The organism is Eximiradius sp. (assembly GCA_937127445.1).
Lineage (GTDB): Bacteria > Bacteroidota > Ignavibacteria > Kapaibacteriales > UBA2268 > JAKIZO01.
On sequence record CAKZLY010000014.1, the window covers coordinates 57,741 to 74,907 of the forward strand.

The 17,167-nt window shown below is 40.3% G+C and carries 14 protein-coding genes; 9 read left to right on the forward strand and 5 right to left on the reverse strand.

Annotated features, from left to right (window positions below; genetic code table 11):
• Nucleotides 1-2: 2 nt before the first annotated feature.
• Together AC6QZF_RS03020 and AC6QZF_RS03025 are read left to right on the forward strand one after the other, a co-directional pair.
• Complete coding sequence (locus tag AC6QZF_RS03020; RefSeq protein ID WP_499798400.1) at nt 3-740, forward strand: response regulator transcription factor; 738 nt, start codon at nt 3-5, stop codon at nt 738-740.
• Complete coding sequence (locus AC6QZF_RS03025; RefSeq protein ID WP_499798401.1) at nt 740-2,470, forward strand: sensor histidine kinase; 1,731 nt, start codon at nt 740-742, stop codon at nt 2,468-2,470. The genes AC6QZF_RS03020 and AC6QZF_RS03025 overlap by 1 nt, the downstream gene beginning before the upstream one ends.
• On the opposite strand, the gene AC6QZF_RS03030 is transcribed toward AC6QZF_RS03025, so the two are convergent.
• Nucleotides 2,467-3,354 carry an ATP-grasp domain-containing protein gene (locus tag AC6QZF_RS03030; protein ID WP_499798402.1) on the reverse strand — a complete coding sequence of 296 codons (888 nt, stop codon included), beginning with the start codon at nt 3,352-3,354 and terminating at the stop codon, nt 2,467-2,469. The two genes, AC6QZF_RS03025 and AC6QZF_RS03030, sit on opposite strands and share 4 nt — an antisense overlap.
• A gap of 120 nt (nt 3,355-3,474) precedes the next feature.
• Here AC6QZF_RS03030 and AC6QZF_RS03035 point away from each other — a divergent pair, with 120 nt between their 5' ends.
• The 3 genes from AC6QZF_RS03035 to AC6QZF_RS03045 are packed head-to-tail and all read left to right on the forward strand — an operon-like array spanning nt 3,475 to nt 5,916.
• Nucleotides 3,475-4,365 carry a metal ABC transporter substrate-binding protein gene (locus AC6QZF_RS03035; protein WP_499798403.1) on the forward strand — a complete coding sequence of 297 codons (891 nt, stop codon included), beginning with the start codon at nt 3,475-3,477 and terminating at the stop codon, nt 4,363-4,365.
• 2 nt (nt 4,366-4,367) lie between these two features.
• Entirely contained in the window at nt 4,368-5,123 is a 756-nt protein-coding gene (locus tag AC6QZF_RS03040; RefSeq protein ID WP_499798404.1) for a metal ABC transporter ATP-binding protein, read from the forward strand.
• Nucleotides 5,116-5,916 (forward strand): metal ABC transporter permease, encoded by an 801-nt coding sequence (locus AC6QZF_RS03045; RefSeq protein ID WP_499798405.1) that lies wholly within the window; start codon nt 5,116-5,118, stop codon nt 5,914-5,916. The genes AC6QZF_RS03040 and AC6QZF_RS03045 overlap by 8 nt, the downstream gene beginning before the upstream one ends.
• Before the next feature lie 100 nt (nt 5,917-6,016).
• Here AC6QZF_RS03045 and AC6QZF_RS03050 read toward each other — a convergent pair whose 3' ends face one another.
• Together AC6QZF_RS03050 and AC6QZF_RS03055 are read right to left on the reverse strand one after the other, a co-directional pair.
• Nucleotides 6,017-6,571, reverse strand: coding sequence for a DJ-1 family glyoxalase III (locus AC6QZF_RS03050; protein ID WP_499798406.1), 555 nt, complete (start codon nt 6,569-6,571; stop codon nt 6,017-6,019).
• Nucleotides 6,568-7,497: a phosphatidate cytidylyltransferase gene (locus AC6QZF_RS03055; protein WP_499798407.1), complete on the reverse strand. Its 930-nt coding sequence runs from the start codon at nt 7,495-7,497 to the stop codon at nt 6,568-6,570. The genes AC6QZF_RS03050 and AC6QZF_RS03055 overlap by 4 nt, the downstream gene beginning before the upstream one ends.
• Nucleotides 7,498-7,698: 201 nt before the next feature.
• Here AC6QZF_RS03055 and aspA point away from each other — a divergent pair, with 201 nt between their 5' ends.
• Nucleotides 7,699-9,576, forward strand: a complete 1,878-nt coding sequence (gene aspA / locus AC6QZF_RS03060; RefSeq protein WP_499798408.1) for an aspartate ammonia-lyase — start codon at nt 7,699-7,701, stop codon at nt 9,574-9,576.
• 68 nt (nt 9,577-9,644) lie between these two features.
• Here aspA and AC6QZF_RS03065 read toward each other — a convergent pair whose 3' ends face one another.
• Nucleotides 9,645-10,031: a NifB/NifX family molybdenum-iron cluster-binding protein gene (locus AC6QZF_RS03065; protein ID WP_499798409.1), complete on the reverse strand. Its 387-nt coding sequence runs from the start codon at nt 10,029-10,031 to the stop codon at nt 9,645-9,647.
• Nucleotides 10,032-10,249: 218 nt separating this feature from the next.
• Nucleotides 10,250-12,802, reverse strand: coding sequence for a leucine--tRNA ligase (gene leuS, locus AC6QZF_RS03070; RefSeq protein ID WP_499798410.1), 2,553 nt, complete (start codon nt 12,800-12,802; stop codon nt 10,250-10,252).
• Nucleotides 12,803-13,038: 236 nt separating this feature from the next.
• Between leuS and mnmE the strand changes: the two genes are divergently transcribed.
• Genes mnmE through AC6QZF_RS03085 form a run of 3 tightly spaced genes read left to right on the forward strand, consistent with a single transcriptional unit; the run spans nt 13,039 to nt 17,151 of the window.
• A complete protein-coding gene (gene mnmE / locus AC6QZF_RS03075; protein WP_499798411.1) occupies nt 13,039-14,373 on the forward strand; it encodes a tRNA uridine-5-carboxymethylaminomethyl(34) synthesis GTPase MnmE in 1,335 nt (444 codons plus the stop codon).
• Nucleotides 14,373-16,253, forward strand: a complete 1,881-nt coding sequence (mnmG, locus tag AC6QZF_RS03080; RefSeq protein WP_499798412.1) for a tRNA uridine-5-carboxymethylaminomethyl(34) synthesis enzyme MnmG — start codon at nt 14,373-14,375, stop codon at nt 16,251-16,253. Before mnmE ends, mnmG begins: the two co-directional genes overlap by 1 nt.
• A gap of 10 nt (nt 16,254-16,263) precedes the next feature.
• Nucleotides 16,264-17,151 carry a sugar nucleotide-binding protein gene (locus tag AC6QZF_RS03085; RefSeq protein ID WP_499798413.1) on the forward strand — a complete coding sequence of 296 codons (888 nt, stop codon included), beginning with the start codon at nt 16,264-16,266 and terminating at the stop codon, nt 17,149-17,151.
• The last annotated feature ends 16 nt before the right edge of the window (nt 17,152-17,167 follow it).

A 17,167-nucleotide genomic window follows, 5' to 3' on the forward strand; every position in this document is an offset into this window, starting at 1 on the left:
AAATGTCAGAAGAAAATCGCCAAATCAGCGAAAATTTGCCTCCTTTGCAAAGCAGTAACGCTAAAACAATTGTAGTGGTCGACGACGAAGCAGATATTTGCGAACTTGTTTCGCTCGCCCTCACAAAAGCTGGCTACAAGGTGAAAGCCTTCGAGGACGGCGAAAGCCTCTTCAAATATCTCAAAACAAATATTCCTGAACTTGTTATTCTTGATTTGATGCTACCCGATTCCGATGGCTTCGAAATTTGCAAATACTTGAAAAAAGACGAAAAGTTTTCCCACATCCCTGTAATTATGCTTACTGCTCGTACAGAAGAAATGGATAAAGTATTAGGTCTCGAACTCGGGGCGGACGACTACGTTACAAAGCCGTTTTCCACACGTGAGCTGGTCGCTCGCGTCAAAGCTGTGCTTCGTCGCGACGAAAAAGTTGTAAAAACGCAGAAAACTCGCATTGGCGATATTCTTGAAATTGACCACCAGAAATATGAAGTTACCGTAAATGGTGAAAAAGTTGAACTCACATCTACTGAATTCCGTATCTTGAAATTGCTTAGCGACCGTCGCGGCTGGGTGTATTCGCGCGAGCAAATTTTGGATTATCTTGGGGCGCAGGAAAAAGGTGTTCTCGATAGAACTGTTGATGTTCATATTAAAAATTTACGCGAAAAACTAGGTATCGCTGGCAAATTCATTAAGAATATTCGCGGTGTCGGCTATAAAATCGAAGAAAATTAATGAAACATCTATCATCGAAAATTTTTGCCGGATATTTCCTCGTGATTTTTTTGCTTACGGGGCTTATACTGTTCTTTACCTATCGCAATGTAAGCCACCAACACGTTGTTACTATCACCGATAACCTGAATAAAATCAATACCATTCTCGAAACTAAAATTGTTCATTTTATCGAAAATGAGGATCTCTCTGAACTTGATAAATACGTTAAAAAAATTGGGAAAGAGATACATATCAGGCTAACTATCGTTGATAGCACGGGGCGTGTGCTTGCCGACTCAGAAAGCGACCCGACAAAAATGGAGAACCACAAGCATCGTCCCGAACTCGAACCAATTTTCAAAGGGGAAAAAGTTGGCAAATCTGAACGTTTCAGCTCTACTGTCCATAAAGAAATGCTCTACGTTGCTCACGGTCTTTTTGGTATCAACGGACGGTTTCTTGGTGCAATAAGAACAAGCATTTTCAGAAACCAGGCAAAAGAACTTATCAACCAGTTAATTCTCCAAATTCTGCAAATCGCTTCAATTTTTGTGCTTGTTACTCTAATCGGTGCTTTAATATTTGTTCGGTCCCTCACAAAACCAATCAATCAGATTTCCGAAGCTTCCCGCAAAGTTGCCGGCGGCAATTTTGATATTAAAGTTAATATTTCGGGACGCGACGAAATATATGAATTAGCTACAAATTTCAATAATATGACGGCTCAAATTAAAGCACTTTTCGCAGAAGTTACCAAGCAAAAAGAAGAACTAAATACTATTATCAAAGCTATTCAAGAGGGACTTGTCGCTCTCGATATTACCGGCAAAGTGCTTGTCGCAAATGCAAGCTTTTGCAAAATCATCTCAAATTCTGACATTTTAGATAAAAATATTAATGAAATTACTAAAAATCAAGATATTTTGAGCCTTTTCCATCAAACTCTTAACGAAAAAAGTAGCACAATCAAAGAAATTTCCAATGAAAAGAAATTCTATCTTTGCAGTGCCAATTTTATCGATTCAAAAAAAGAAGTCGTGCTACTTTTCCACGATATTACAGAAATAAAGAAATTGGAACAACTCAAAAAAGACTTCGTTGCTAACGTTTCTCACGAACTTCGCACACCACTGACTGCAATCAAAGGATTTATCGAAACTCTTGAAGACGAAATCGACGCCCAATATTATAATTACATAGACATAATCAAACGCAACACAAATAGGTTGATTAGCATTGTGCAAGATTTGCTTATGCTATCCGAACTCGAAGCCCCGAACACGCAGCTAATTAAAAGCTCAGTTGATGCCCGAGTTATCATAGACAACGTTTTGAAAATATTCGAGCCTAAACTCAAAGACAAAGGACTAAATATCGAAGTTCAATACCAGGACAATTTCCCCAAAATCAACGTCGATGTGTTCAGAATGGAACAAGTTTTCATCAATCTCATTGATAACGCAATAAAATACTCCGATAACGGAACAATTCTTATTATCTGTTCCTATGACGACCGTTTTGCCTACTTTGCGGTGAAGGACAACGGAATGGGCATTTCCAAAGAAGACGCTGAACGAATTTTCGAGCGTTTCTATATTGCGGACAAATCACGTTCCAAAAAAACCGGTGGCACCGGGCTTGGACTATCCATCGTCAAACACATTGTTTTGCTTCACAACGGCGAGATTTCCGTTGAAAGCGAAAAAGGAATTGGCACAACCTTTAAATTTAAAATACCTATCAATTAATTGCCAAGAGCAAGCTCGATTAAATAGTCGCCAATTTTTTCTACGAGCCAGTCGTACACCTCGTCGCCAAGAATGAAGCGTTCAAGCTTCGAAATCGGACGATTGAAGTCCATACAGTAAACTTCACCCTGTTTAATTGCAAATTCAACCGCATTGAAATGATTCTCCATATTTCCGAGTAGTTTCAGACAAGCACTGTTGATTTTTTGCTCAATATTTTCGTCAATTCTTGGGGCAGACCTCGAATACCGCAAGTGAAGCGGATTTGTAGGGTTATATTTTACGATTTTCAAATATTTTCTACCAACAGCAAAGCAACGAACATATTCATCATGTTCGATAGATTCCTGCAAAATCATCAAGTTCGAACCAGTGAGCTCGTATGCCGAGAAAAATTCAGTCTTGTTGTAAACCTTGAAATCATAACGCTTTTCATCGTAGGCATTAGATTTCAGCACAGCAGGGAAACCGACGTAGTCGAACATTTTGTCCCAGTCGAGAGGATACTCTAAGTTTCGCATAGCTTCGGGGGTAGTGTTCTTCGGCAACCATTTAGTTGGAATTAAGCAAGTTTTTGGCGTTTTTAGTCCCAAATTGTTTGCAATTTGCGCCTGAAAGAAATAATCATCGTAGCACGCAGTAAGACAATTAGAAATCACTTTCTTCCCTTGCAACTTCAACGTTTTTAGAAAAGAACGGTAAAACGGCACAAATTCAGAAATGCGGTCGAGAACAACATCATAATCATAAAAATCATTGTTTCTCAATATGCCAATCTTAATTTCCTCACAAGTTACTTCATTATTGTTCTTAGAATTAATGTAATGCTGCACATCAAGTGGGAAATTAGTACCAATTCCGAAAAGCAAACCGATTTTTTTCATAGCCACACCCGAAATGAATATATTTATATTTAAAACGATTTACTCAATAAATTAGTTCCAAATAAATAGAGAAATAAATAGTCTATTATCAAAAAAAATGAACATTATTACAACATTAATATGAAAAAACTATTATTATTACTTTCGATAATTCTTGCTCTCGGCAGCTGCGGAGCGCAAAACACAAAAACCATAATAGTTACAACAAGCAATCCAGTATATGCAATAACCAAGGAAATCGCCGGACCAAAGGTCGATGTTCGGTATATTATCCCACCCGGGGCATCGCCGCATACATACCAACCCAAGCCGTCCGATGTCTATAAATCGCAAGCGGCTAATGTGCTTATTTACGTAGCAGACAATAACGATGGTTGGGCTGCAAAACTTCCCGGCAGCAGAAATTTATTGCAATTAATTGACTTGCTCCCGCGTGATTTCTGGATTAATTATCGCGGCGAAAAAGTTGCGGCAAACGATACCACCATCACAACAAAAAATATTGATTCTCATTTCTGGATGGATCCTTTAGCTGTAAAGGCAATACTTCCTGCTCTTGCAGACACTCTTTCGAAGCTCGACCCACAGAATGCAGCAACATATCGAACAAATGCCCAACTTTTTTCGAATAGATTAGATTTATTGCATCGTCAGGTGGACAATATTTTGCACAATGTGAAAGGAAAAATTGTTTTTCTTCATCATCCATCAATAATGTATCTGCTGCACCGCTACGGTTTAATTTATGGCGGCTCGGTCGAAGAAGCACCCGGCAAAGAACCAACCCCGAAATACATTGCTTCGCTTATACAGAAAATTAAAGAAAGCGGTGCAAAGGCAATTTTCAATGAGCCGCAACTATCCGATAAACCCGTAAAAAGCATTGCCGATGAAGCAAAAGTTAGCGTTTATTTGCTCGACCCAGTTGGAGGCTCCAGCGGGAGAGAAAATTATCAGGATTTAATACTCTTCAACGCTCGAACTCTTGCAAAAGCACTTGCAGGAGATTAATTATGCCCGATTTCGCTATTAAAACAAGCAATCTTACTGTTGAAATTGGGAACAACATTATTCTCGATAATATAAATGTTGAAATTAATAAAGGTGATTTTGTTGCAATTGTCGGACCGAACGGTTCCGGCAAAACAACCTTTCTCAAAGCATTATTAAACATTATTAAGCCCACGGCAGGTGAAATTAAAATTTTCGGCAAAAATTTAGATGAAATCGAAGCGGGTGATATAGGTTACGTCCCGCAAATCAAAACCATCGACCGCTCGTTTCCGGCGAACGCAATTGAACTTGTTTTGAGTGGAGTGCGTAATCGCTGGCTGGGAGTGAAATCCAGGGAAGACAAGAAATTAGCACTTCAAATGCTCACGCTTGTCGGTGCAGCAGATTATGCAAAGAAACAAATTTCCGAGCTCTCGGGCGGGCAACTTCAACGTGTGTATTTGGCACGTTGTTTTGCGTCGAACCCAAAACTTCTTGTTTTGGACGAACCGGCAACTGGAGTAGACCTTGTTTGCGAGGCTACAATTAATGAAATTATCGAAGAATACAACAAAGAGCGAGGCGTTACAGTGCTTATGGTTACTCACGACTGGACTGCTGCCTACCACCACACTAATAAAGTGATGCTCTTGAACAAGCAATTAATCTATTTTGGCAATACAGGCGAAGCATTCACCGAACTCAATTTAATGAAAACATTCTCGCATCTTGGGCACAAACATAAAGTTACTTTTGGATTGAAAAGTTATGAGTGAGATATTCAGCCTGGCTTTTATGCAGCGAGCGATGATTGTAGGAATTTTGCTCGGTGCAGTAAGTGGTTTTTTAGGAGTTTTTGTTGTTCAACGAAAGATAAGCTTCTTAGGGAGTGGGCTTTCCCACGCAGCGTTCGGTGGAGTTGCATTGGGTATTTTTTTAGGCATAGAGCCAATGTTTCTGGCAATTCCATTTACGTTACTGATTGCATTTTTGATGGTATTCCTGAAAAAGAAAGCAGATATTTCCGCCGACACTTCAATTGGGATACTGTTTTCGGTGGCGATGGCAATTGGTATAATTTTTTTAGCACTGAACGAAAATTATTCAGCAGATGCATATTCTTATCTTTTCGGTTCGATTTTGAACGTTTCGGTGTTTGATTTAGCAATAGTTGCCGCACTTTCGTTAATTATTGCAATTGTCGGGAAAATATACTGGGGACGCTGGGCATATTCCACTTTCGATGCGGAACTTGCCCGCACAAGCAAATTGCCCGTAGAAACAGACGAATATATTCTCACGCTGCTAATTTCCCTTCTGATAGTTGTTTCTATAAAAGTTGTCGGAATGCTGTTGCTCGGAGCATATTTAGTGATTCCAGCGGCAACAGCACGCATTGTTTCCCGAACTTTTTTTCAAATGACCTTGCTATCTGTATTACTTGGAATAGTTAGTAGTATAGGCGGTCTGATATTATCTTATTTTGTTGATTTACCAAGCGGAGCTGTAATTATACTACTTCAAGCAATATTGCTCATTGCATTGCTAATAACAAAAGAAATAAAATGATGAATTTAAAAGTGAAATAATTATTAATTGAAGGGATACAATTCATTGTATCCCTTCAAACATTTAATATCTTTTATCAATAGTTTAATCAATACTACTACTATTTTCCGTATGTTATATCGCTTTTTATTTGGTCGGCGGTTTCCTTGCTTAGCAAAAATTCGATGATTTTCAAGGCGAAATCTATGCTTGTGCCCGCCCCACGACTTGTAATAAAACGTTCGTGCACAACAACCGCAGCATCTGAGTAATCATACTCGACCAGCATTTCACGCACCGATGGGTGAGCAGTCACGGGAGAACCTTTGGGCAAAATTTTGTGTTGTGTGAGAATTGTCGGTGCGGCGCATATTGCTCCAATCCAGCCGCCACGCTCGTAGTGCTTGCGAAGTAGCTTTTCCAGTTTTTCGTTGTTTAGCAAATTCAAAGTGCCGGTGCGACCGCCCGGTAGAATAATAATATCGAATTCAACGTCGCTATTGAGTTGCTCAATAAGTAAATCAGGAATTATTTTCACACCGCGCGAACAAGTGATAATCTCATTTTCACCTGCAATTTTTACGTTGAAATTTGCCCGCCGCAATAAATCTGCTGGTGCAATCGCTTCAATCTCCTCTGTTCCTTGCGCTATCGCAATTAACGCTGTTCTACTCATATTCCCAAATCAAAAAATATTACAAAACTTAAATATATAAAATAAGACGGAGAAACAAACAAAATACTGTCGAACCTATCAAGAGCGCCGCCGTGTCCAGGCAAAAGGTTCGAGCTATCTTTGACCCCGGCATCGCGTTTCAACATTGATTCAGCCAAATCGCCATACTGACCCAAAAGTCCAACAATTGCTCCGCCGACTATAAAATGCACAATCGGTATTTCCGCCAGAAACAATTTTCCCAATCCGACAAACGACAAAATAGCGAACACAAATCCTGCAATTGCGCCCTCGATTGTTTTTTTCGGGCTTATGCGTTCGAAAAGTTTGTGCTTGCCAATTGCTTTGCCAATGAAATATGCGGCGCTGTCGCACACCCAAATAGACCCAAGCAAAGTAATAATCAAATATGCCCATCTATCGGGTGAAATTTTAAGAAGCTGCGAAAGTAGTGTGAAATCACGCCCAAGTGCATACGATTTCACATGAATATCGAACAAATACAGGAAATAATTAAGTTCTCGCAATATATAAAAAGTTATAAAAAATATCGAAATATATGACATTCCAAGAATTGTAACAGCAGCGTTTGCTATTTTATTTGGGTTTTTCGAATACATTTCGCAAATCAGCGTTATTATCACAAAAATTAGATATATCAATATTGCCGACATAAACGGACTAAGCTTCCCAAAATGGTTAAACTGTATAAAGAACACCAACTGAATGATAATCCCAAATATTGCTCCATTGATTTTGTGCGGGGCATAACCTTTTTTCTCCGCAAGCGAATAGAATTCCAAAAGCGAGAGCAACGAAATAAACGAAACTGTAATGAAAAATGGAAAACCGCCTAAAACAATGATAAGCAATGCAAATGGGATTCCAACAGCGGCAACAATTACTCTTTTTGCCAAATCATTCATAATTATTCAACATAATTTATGATAAAAATTCAAATCCAAAAGCTCATTCGATATGTTTTTATCGATAAATTCAAATACAATCGAAAATTATTATAAATATATTCGTCAATCAATTATAATTTCGTAAATATATTGAAAATTTATTGAAAAAAAACAATAAATACTTAAATTTGCTAAATTTTCATTTAATTGGAGAAAATTATGAAAGTTGGAGAAATTCAAAAGTTTATCAAGGAAATAGAGCTTTTCAAGGACCTTAGCGAAGAAGAAATATCGCTGATTGCAAACCAAGCAGAAGTACGTAACATCAAAAAAGGCGAAAAATTATTCGAAGAAAATATTCCACGCACACATCTATATATAATTGCCGATGGCGAAATTGAACTTGTCAAAAATACAACATTCGGAAATGAAAAAATTTTGACTGTGTTCAGTAAGTACGATTTTTTAGGTGAAGGCGCTTTAATGGACGACTATCCCCATTCTACATCAGCAAGAGCATCAAAGGATAGCAAAATCATCCAGCTTCACCGCGAAAAATTAAACGAACTTATGCAATCGCAGGCACAAGCAGTTATCAAAATCCTGTCGCGCGTTGCAAGAGTGATTTCCCGCCGTATGCGACAGACTACAAATCAGGTGGCTGACGCTGCTGCTCAATATATTTCCGGCCGCACGCGCCGCGAACACGACTTGCTCGGATGGCGAGAAGTTCCCTATGAATTTTATTATGGTATTCAAACTCTTCGTGGTTATGAAAATTTCAATATTACTGGCGTAGCAATATCGCATTATCCTTTGCTGATTAAAGCTCTTGCCCAGGTCAAGCTTGCTGCTGCCAAAGCCAATTTTGCGCTCGGATTGCTCCCTCCACGAATGGCAGAAGCGATTTTCGAGGCTTGCGAAGATATCATTCACGGCAAATGGCACACTCATTTTATTGTTGACGTTATCCAGGGCGGTGCCGGCACTTCCACAAATATGAATGCAAACGAAGTAATCGCAAACCGTGCACTCGAAATAATGGGGTATGAGCGCGGCGACTACGAACATTGTCACCCAAATAATCATATTAATCTTTCTCAATCTACAAACGATGCCTACCCAACGGCTCTCAACATTGCTATTATTTATGAAAGCCAGAATTTAGTGGAAGCTTTAAAAGAACTTATTGCCTCGTTCCGCAACAAAGCAAACGAGTTCTCCAACGTAATCAAAATGGGGAGAACCCAACTTCAAGATGCGGTCCCAATGACACTTGGACAGGAATTCGGTGCTTTTGCTGACACTCTGGAAGAAGAGATTCAGCGTCTCGAAGCAAATGCTCGTTTGCTACTCGAAGTCAATATGGGCGGGACAGCAATTGGAACTGGTATCAATGCCGACCCTAAATTCCGAGAATTGGTTATTCAATATTTGTGGGAAATTACCGGTTTACCTGTAAAATCTGCTTCAAATCTTGTAGAAGCAACGCAAGATACTGGTGCATTTGTGATTTTCTCTTCGGCCGTGAAACGCCTTGCGATAAAATTATCGAAGATTTGCAACGATTTGCGTTTGCTTAGTTCCGGTCCGCGTGCAGGATTGAACGAAATCAATCTTCCTCCTATGCAACCAGGTTCGTCCATTATGCCGGGAAAAGTTAATCCGGTTATTCCCGAAGTTGTCAATCAAATTGCGTTCAAGGTGATAGGCAACGATTTGACTGTAACGATGGCTGCCGAAGCTGGACAACTGCAACTAAATGTAATGGAACCAGTTATCGCTCAAAGTATTTTTGAATCTATGGAAATGCTGATAAACGGTATCAAAACTTTGAAATTGCGTTGCATTGACGGAATTACTGCAAATGTGGAAAGATGTCGCGCCTACGTTGAAAATAGTATTGGACTAGTTACAGCGCTTAACCCATACATTGGCTACGAAGCAAGTTCCGCTCTTGCAAAAGAAGCACTCGAAACAAATCGCGGTATCTATGAACTTGTTTTAGAGAAAAACTTGCTCACAAAAGAGCAACTCGACGAAATTCTTTCACCTGAAAATATGATTGAGCCAAAACCATTGAAGAAAAAGCAATAATTTAAATTGAATATAAATAAAAGAGGCTGCACCTTTCGATACAGCCTCTTTTTTATTTTACAGCACTATTAATTATTGCAAACGCGATGCCCGCCACCGTGATGATGTTCGTGTTTCTGGCAAATCGTGCCATTATCATTAACCAGTCCTTCAACAAATTGCTTGACCATTTCAGTAGAATTGCCCGAGCAGCCTCGAATAACTTCGATGCCTGCATCATTCAACACATTTACAGCTCCACTGCCAATTCCACCCGCAAGCATAATCGATACACCGCTTTGAGCTAATGTAAATGCAATGTTTGATTTGCATCCGCATCCTTGCTCAGATTTAATTTTCTGAATTTCCACAATCTCATTATTATCAGAAACTGTGTAAACGTTGTAGAACTCGCAATGACCAAAATGTTCGTCTATTAAATCATTGCTTGTTACAGGAACTGCTATCTTTTTCATTCTATTCTCCAAAGAAAATCCCAAAAATGGACATTATACATAATCAAATTTAACAAGCAACTCGATTTTAACCAAACCTAAAATTAATTAATTATGAATTTCGCAATTCATTTGAGAGGGTCATCTGTGAATAGAAATCAATAAGGGAAATTTGTGCAAGTTTTAATTTAGGCAACACAAATTTCCCTTATTTTTTATTTTATTTGCTTTCTTTTGGCTTACACAATAATATTAATCAATTTGTTCGGGACAAAGATAATTTTCTTAATTGGCTTGCCGTCGAGGTGCTTTTGCACTTGTTCATTTTCGAGAGCAATTTGCTTGACTTCGTCCTCAGTTGCATCAAGTTTGATTTGCAGTCGAGCACGAATTTTGCTGCACACTTGAACAACAAACTCAATTGTCTGACGCACAATTTTCGCTTCGTCGTACTTAGGCCATTCTGCAAAGACAATGCTTTGGGTTTCGCCAAGACGCTGCCAAAGTTCTTCTGCAATGTGAGGTGCAAATGGTGCAAGGCAAAGCACAAATTTTTTCATCGCCTCCTTAGGTTTTGTCTCGTATTTATAAAACTCATTGACAAATATCATCATTTGTGCAATTGCAGTATTGAAGCTTAGATTTTCAATATCTTCTTGTACTTTTTTGATAGTATAGTTAAGCACGTATTTTTGTTCGTCGTTTAGCGTTACATCGACAACTGTCGGGGAAAGGTTGCCGTCCTCGTCCAAAATCATTCTCCAAACACGATTTAAAAAGCGATTTACTCCTTCGATACCTTTCGAAGACCAGGGTTTCGAGGCTTCGAGCGGACCAAGGAACATTTCGAACAAACGAAGCGAATCCGCACCGTATTCATTTATTACTTCATCAGGATTAATTACATTTCCGAGCGATTTAGACATTTTACGTCCATCTTCGCCAAGAATTAATCCTTGATGGAACAGTTTCTTAAATGGTTCGGGTGTCGAAACGTAGCCGTAATCGTACAGGACTTTGTGCCAGAACCGAGCATAAAGCAAGTGCAGGACAGCGTGTTCGGCACCTCCGACGTATAGGTCAACTCCATCGGGCATCATCCAGTATTGTTCTTTTTCTTTCGAGCAGAAAAATTCGTCGTTGTATGGATCAATGTATCGCAGATAATACCAGCACGAACCAGCCCACTGTGGCATTGTGTTTGTTTCGTAGCGAGCGCGTTTACCCGTCTTTTTGTCAATGAAATCGACCCATTCGGGAACATTTGCAAGCGGGGATTCGCCTGTGCCAGCGGGCTTAAAATCTTTCACCTCGGGCAGCAGCAGTGGCAATTCGTCAGATTCTAACGCTCGCTTTGTTCCATCTTCGAAAAACATTATCGGGATAGGTTCGCCCCAATAACGTTGCCGCGAGAACAGCCAATCGCGTAATTTATATTGCACTTTGCGTTGTCCGATACCTCGATTCTCTACCCAATTTATTATACGCTCTATTGCTTCACGAGTTGGTATGCCGTTGAGCGATACTTCGTCGTTAGATGAATTAACTCCAATTCCCTCATACGAAACAAATGCTTCCTTTTCGACATCCACGGGCGAGCCGTCCGCAGGAGCCACCACTTGCACAATTGGCAAACCGAACTGGCGAGCAAATTCGTTGTCGCGAGTGTCGTGACCCGGGACAGCCATTATCGCGCCAGTTCCGTAGTGAACCAGCACATAATCAGCAATCCAGATTGGAATGCGATTGCCATTTGCAGGATTAATTGCGTAGCCGCCAGTTGGCACACCAGTTTTCTCTTTCGAAAGTTCGGTTCGTTCGAGATCGCTTTTCTCAGCAGCTTGCTTAATATACTGCTCGACTGCATCGCGATTTTCTTCGGTGGTTATTTTGGGAACGAGTTCGTGTTCGGGTGCAAGCACAAGATAAGTTGCGCCGAAAATTGTATCGGGACGAGTAGTAAACACGGTAATTTGTTTGTCGCTTGCATCAATTTTGAAGTTAATCAAAGCACCTTCGCTTTTGCCAATCCAGTTTTTCTGCATTTCTTTTGTAGAGTGAGGCCAATCGACAAGTTCTAAATCCTTAAGCAAGCGCTCAGCGTATTCGGTTATACGTATCATCCATTGACGCATAGGGCGGCGTTCCACTGTGTAGCCTTTTTCTTTCCATTCGTCAACTTCTTCGTTGGCAAGCACTGTTCCAAGCTCGGCACACCAATTAACAGGTATCATTGCAATATAAGCAAGGCGATGACGGTCGCGATATTCTTCTATTTCAATTGGATCGGTAATGTTCTCAGGAATAGGCAATTCCTGGATTGGGCGTGCTTTGTTCATCTCTTTGTCAAAATAAGAGTTGTAAATCAGCAGAAACATCCACTGTGTCCATTTGTAATATTTAGGGTCGGTAGTATTAATGCACCTTGACCAATCGTAGCCCAGCCCAATCATATTAAGCTGGCGTTTGAAGTTTTCTATATTCTTCTCAGTTGCAACAACAGGATGAATCCCGGTAGTCATCGAGTAGCGTTCAGTTGGCAGACCGAACGCATCAAATCCCATCGGGTGCAGCACGGAAAAGCCTTTCATTCTCTTGTAGCGAGCAATAATGTCGGTTGCTGTGTAGCCTTCGGGGTGTCCGATGTGTAGCCCTGCTCCGCTCGGATACGGAAACATATCAAGAATGTAATATTTAGGATTATTTTTATTTTTGACAACTTTATTAACATTATTTTCTTGCCAAAACTTTTGCCATTTTTGCTCAATTTCTTTGAAAGGATAGCCAGCCATATTAATATTATTATTTATTAAACAAATACAAAAGACAAAAATAACGATTTTTTTCAAATCATAATGAAATATAATAGATGTATAATTTTAAAATATTTTGCTACAAGAATATATCATCTAATTTATTTAACCGAATATTATATAGAAATACAACAAATTGTAATTTATCTAACTGTGTTTTTTTAAAACAAACAGTATAATAAATCGTCTTTAAGTAGTTATATTTGAGATGAAAAATGGCATCAACAATTGTAGCATTGGCAACACCGCCGGGAATAGGTGGGCTGGCTGTTATAAGAATTTCAGGTGAGAAATCATTTGAAATTGTCGATAAAATTTTTGTTGGACGCACTAAGATAAGCGAAACGCCCAGCCACACAATACATTACGGCAAGATTATTCACAACAACGAAGTAGTCGATACCGTCACTGTATCGGTGTTTCGCAAGCCGAATTCCTACACAGGCGAAGATGTTGTCGAAATCAGCTGCCACGGCGGGATGATCGTGGCAAACGAAATCATTGACCTTTGCATTGAAAACGGTGCCGAGATCGCAAAGCCGGGCGAATTCACCCGCCGTGCCTTCATTAACGGAAAGCTCGACCTTTCGCAGGTGGAAGCCGTTGCCGATATAATTCATTCCACTACACGACTGGCAGCTCAAACTGCATCGCGACAACTAATTGGAAATTTCAAGAAACGCCTTGACGAAATTATACAAAACCTTATGAATATTGCTGGTTTGCTCGAATTGGAGTTGGACTTTGCCGAAGAAGAAATTGAATTAGTTGAAAAGCATCAAATCATCGAAAAGCTCGAAAATGTTGTTCAGTACTGCTCTTCGCTTGCCGAATCCCATAGAAGTGCCGAAATATTGAGAAATGGATTTTATGTAGGCATCGCAGGATTTCCAAATTCCGGCAAATCTACTCTTTTCAATACATTACTGCAAAAGCACAGAGCAATTGTTAGCCCAATTCCGGGGACAACCCGCGACTACATCGAAGAGTCGCTCTATATTGGCGATATTCACGTCCGACTTGTGGATACCGCCGGAGTTCGATCCTCTGATGATATTATCGAGGTGGAAGGAATTCGTCTTGTCGAGAATGTTCTTCAAATGTCGGATTTAATTCTGGTGATAAATGATGCCACAAAAGGGATACACCATTCCGATGAATTAGCCGAAGGAATTCGCCGCAAGCACCCCGATAGGGAAGTGATCGTTGTGCAGAACAAAGTTGATTTGTTGCAATACGATAGAGTAGAGGGCATATCAGCAAAACATAATTTAGGGATTGAAAATCTCAAAGAATTGATTGCCGCAAAGGCAAAAGTGTCTTTCTCGCGAGAGCAGGACGCTTTGATAAATCAAAGGCAAGCGAAACTGCTCGCCGAAGCTGCAAACATTTTGCAAAACGCAATCGCTTCTATAAAGTCGGGTTTCGATAACGTTGCCATAGCAATAGATGTCCGCCAGGCGGCCGAAAAACTTGGCGAAATCACAGGCAAGAAATGGAGCGAGGACGTTTTAAATCAAATTTTTTCTAATTTCTGCATTGGCAAATAATGTTTCACGTGAAACATACAGATAACAAATTTGATGTAATCGTTGTCGGTGGCGGTCACGCCGGCATAGAAGCATCCTTTGTCGCCGCCAATATGGGGGCAAAGGTTGCACTTGTAACGATGAGCTTCCATACAATCGGTCGCCCATCTTGCAACCCGTCTATCGGCGGCACTGCCAAAGGACATCTTGTCAAGGAAATCGACGCATTGGGTGGCGCAATGGGACTCCTCGCCGACAAAGGTGGACTCCTCTTTAAAATGCTAAACCGTTCAAAAGGTCCTGCCGTTTGGTCCCCACGCACTCAAATCGACAAAGACCTTTATCCAAAATATGCTCTCGAATTGCTTCTGAAACAGCCGAATTTAACATTGATTAATGGAACTGTTGATGAAATTATAATCGAAAAAGATAAAATAGTAGGAATAAAAACCAAATCAAACGAATATTTACAGGCAAAAGCAGTTATTCTATGCGCCGGAACATTTCTCAATGGCAAAATGTTCACCGGATTGGACGTAACCCTCGGTGGTCGTTACGGAGAACCAGCTTCGGACCGTGTGTCTGATTTACTTGCTGCTTACGGACTAGAAAAAGGGCGGTTGAAAACAGGCACCCCACCACGCGTTCACGCAAAGTCTATTGATTATAGTAAAACCGAATTAGCAGGCGGCGACGAACCACCCGAGCCGTTTTCTTTCCGCACACAAAAGGTAAAGAACCGCCTGATGTGTTTCGCAACAGCGACAACCGAACACACTCACGAAATTCTGCGAACGGGCTTTTCGCGTTCACCTATGTTTACTGGAAGAATTGAAGGAGTTGGACCCCGATACTGCCCATCTATCGAGGACAAAATCGACCGCTTCGCTGAGCGTGCGTCTCATAAAATTTTGCTCGAACCCGAAGGGCTTCGCACTGAAAGCGTTTACGTGAACGGATTTTCTACAAGTTTGCCACGAGACGTTCAGGAAAAAGGTTTGCGAACTATTCCTGGACTGGAAAGGTGCGAAATTCTTCGCTACGGATATGCTATAGAGTACGACTTTTTCTATCCATATCAATTGAAATACACATTGGAAACCAAGTCAATCGACGGACTTTTTTTCGCGGGGCAAATCAACGGAACTTCGGGCTACGAAGAAGCAGCAGCCCAAGGATTAGTCGCCGGGATAAACGCCGTTCTGAAAATTCGCGGGGAAGGTGAATTCGTCCTTCGTCGCTCGGAAGCCTACATCGGCGTGCTTATAGATGACTTGATTAACAAAAATACGGAAGAACCATACAGGCTATTCACCTCTCTTGCAGAATACAGGCTGCTGCTGCGACAAGATAATGCTGCTTATCGCTTGATGAAATATGGCACTCAGCTCGGTCTTGTTCCACGTGAAACATTCGAGCGTTTTCAGAAAGAAGAGAATGCTTTGAAATACGCTTTCGAATTTTTCAAGAACACAAAACTGAAACCTAATGAAGTCAATGATTATCTTGTTTCTAATCGCGAAAATCCTATAAACGACGCTCAATCTATCTTTATTCTCGCTAAAAGGGAAAATACCGACATCCTAAAACTGGCAGAAATTGCCTCGCTTGATGATGCAGTGGTTCAAAAAGTGCTTTCATCCAAGCAATTGATAGAACAACTACGCACTGAAATAAAATACGACGGCTATATAGAACGCCAAAAACGCGAAATTGAGTATTTTCTGGGAAACGAAAATAAATACATCCCTGAAAGCATAGATTATTTCTCTATTCCTTCGCTTTCTAACGAAGCAAAGGAGAAACTTAGCCGCATTCGCCCGCGTTCGCTTGGTCAGGCATCCCGCATTGCAGGCGTTTCGGCTGCTGATGTCTCTGTTCTTTCTGTATATTTAAGATAATTGGAATTTTATGAAAATTGTCCTGATACAACCCGACACTTTAATCGGCGACGCTCTCGAGAATCTAATTCCACGAGAGACAAACGCTCAATTGTGCCGTATTAAGATTGGTCAGCCATCCGCGACAAACGATGATTGGGAATATACTCTTGATTTTACTGATAGAAAATTGCTCAGAAAAACTATTCTCTCGGAAAAACCCGACATTATTATAAATACTTACTTAATCACAAACAACAAAGACAATCTGCCGAAGGAGCAAATCTGGAATATTAATGTTGAATTGAACGATTTCCTGATTACCACTGCAAAAATCGCAGACGTTCACTATATTACGTTTTCCAGCGAACTTGTCTTCGACGGTAAACGCGGACCTTATGCGGAAGACGACCTTGTCAGCCCAACCGATTATATATCCAAAAGCCTTGTTGCAAGGGAAAATTCTTGCAAGCAGGATTTAAACCTGACTACTCTTTTCCGAACTACAAAAGTTTTCGGCTATTCCAACTATGATAATTTAGATGAAGTATCCGAAATTTATGTATATTTGCAAACGGGCATTGATGTGGAAGTGAAAAACACCTTTATTTCGAACCCCATTTGGAATAACGATGTTGCAAGAGCCGCAATAAATGCTTTCGAACGGGAAAAATTCGGCTTGTATAATTTAGGTGGTGCCGATTTCTTGACCGACGAAGATAAAGTGAGAATAATTAGCAAAGTGTTCGGTTTTAACGATATAGATATTAACGCAGAGGACGCACCTGAAATTAAAAAATTAGGGCTGGTCTATCTCAAAGCTCAAACTGATTTGAGAATTGATTTCACCAAATACGAGAATGCTTTGCTGGTTATCAAATACAATATGGATACAAATTTTAGAATTATGTCTATTTGATTTTGGAAAATTGTTT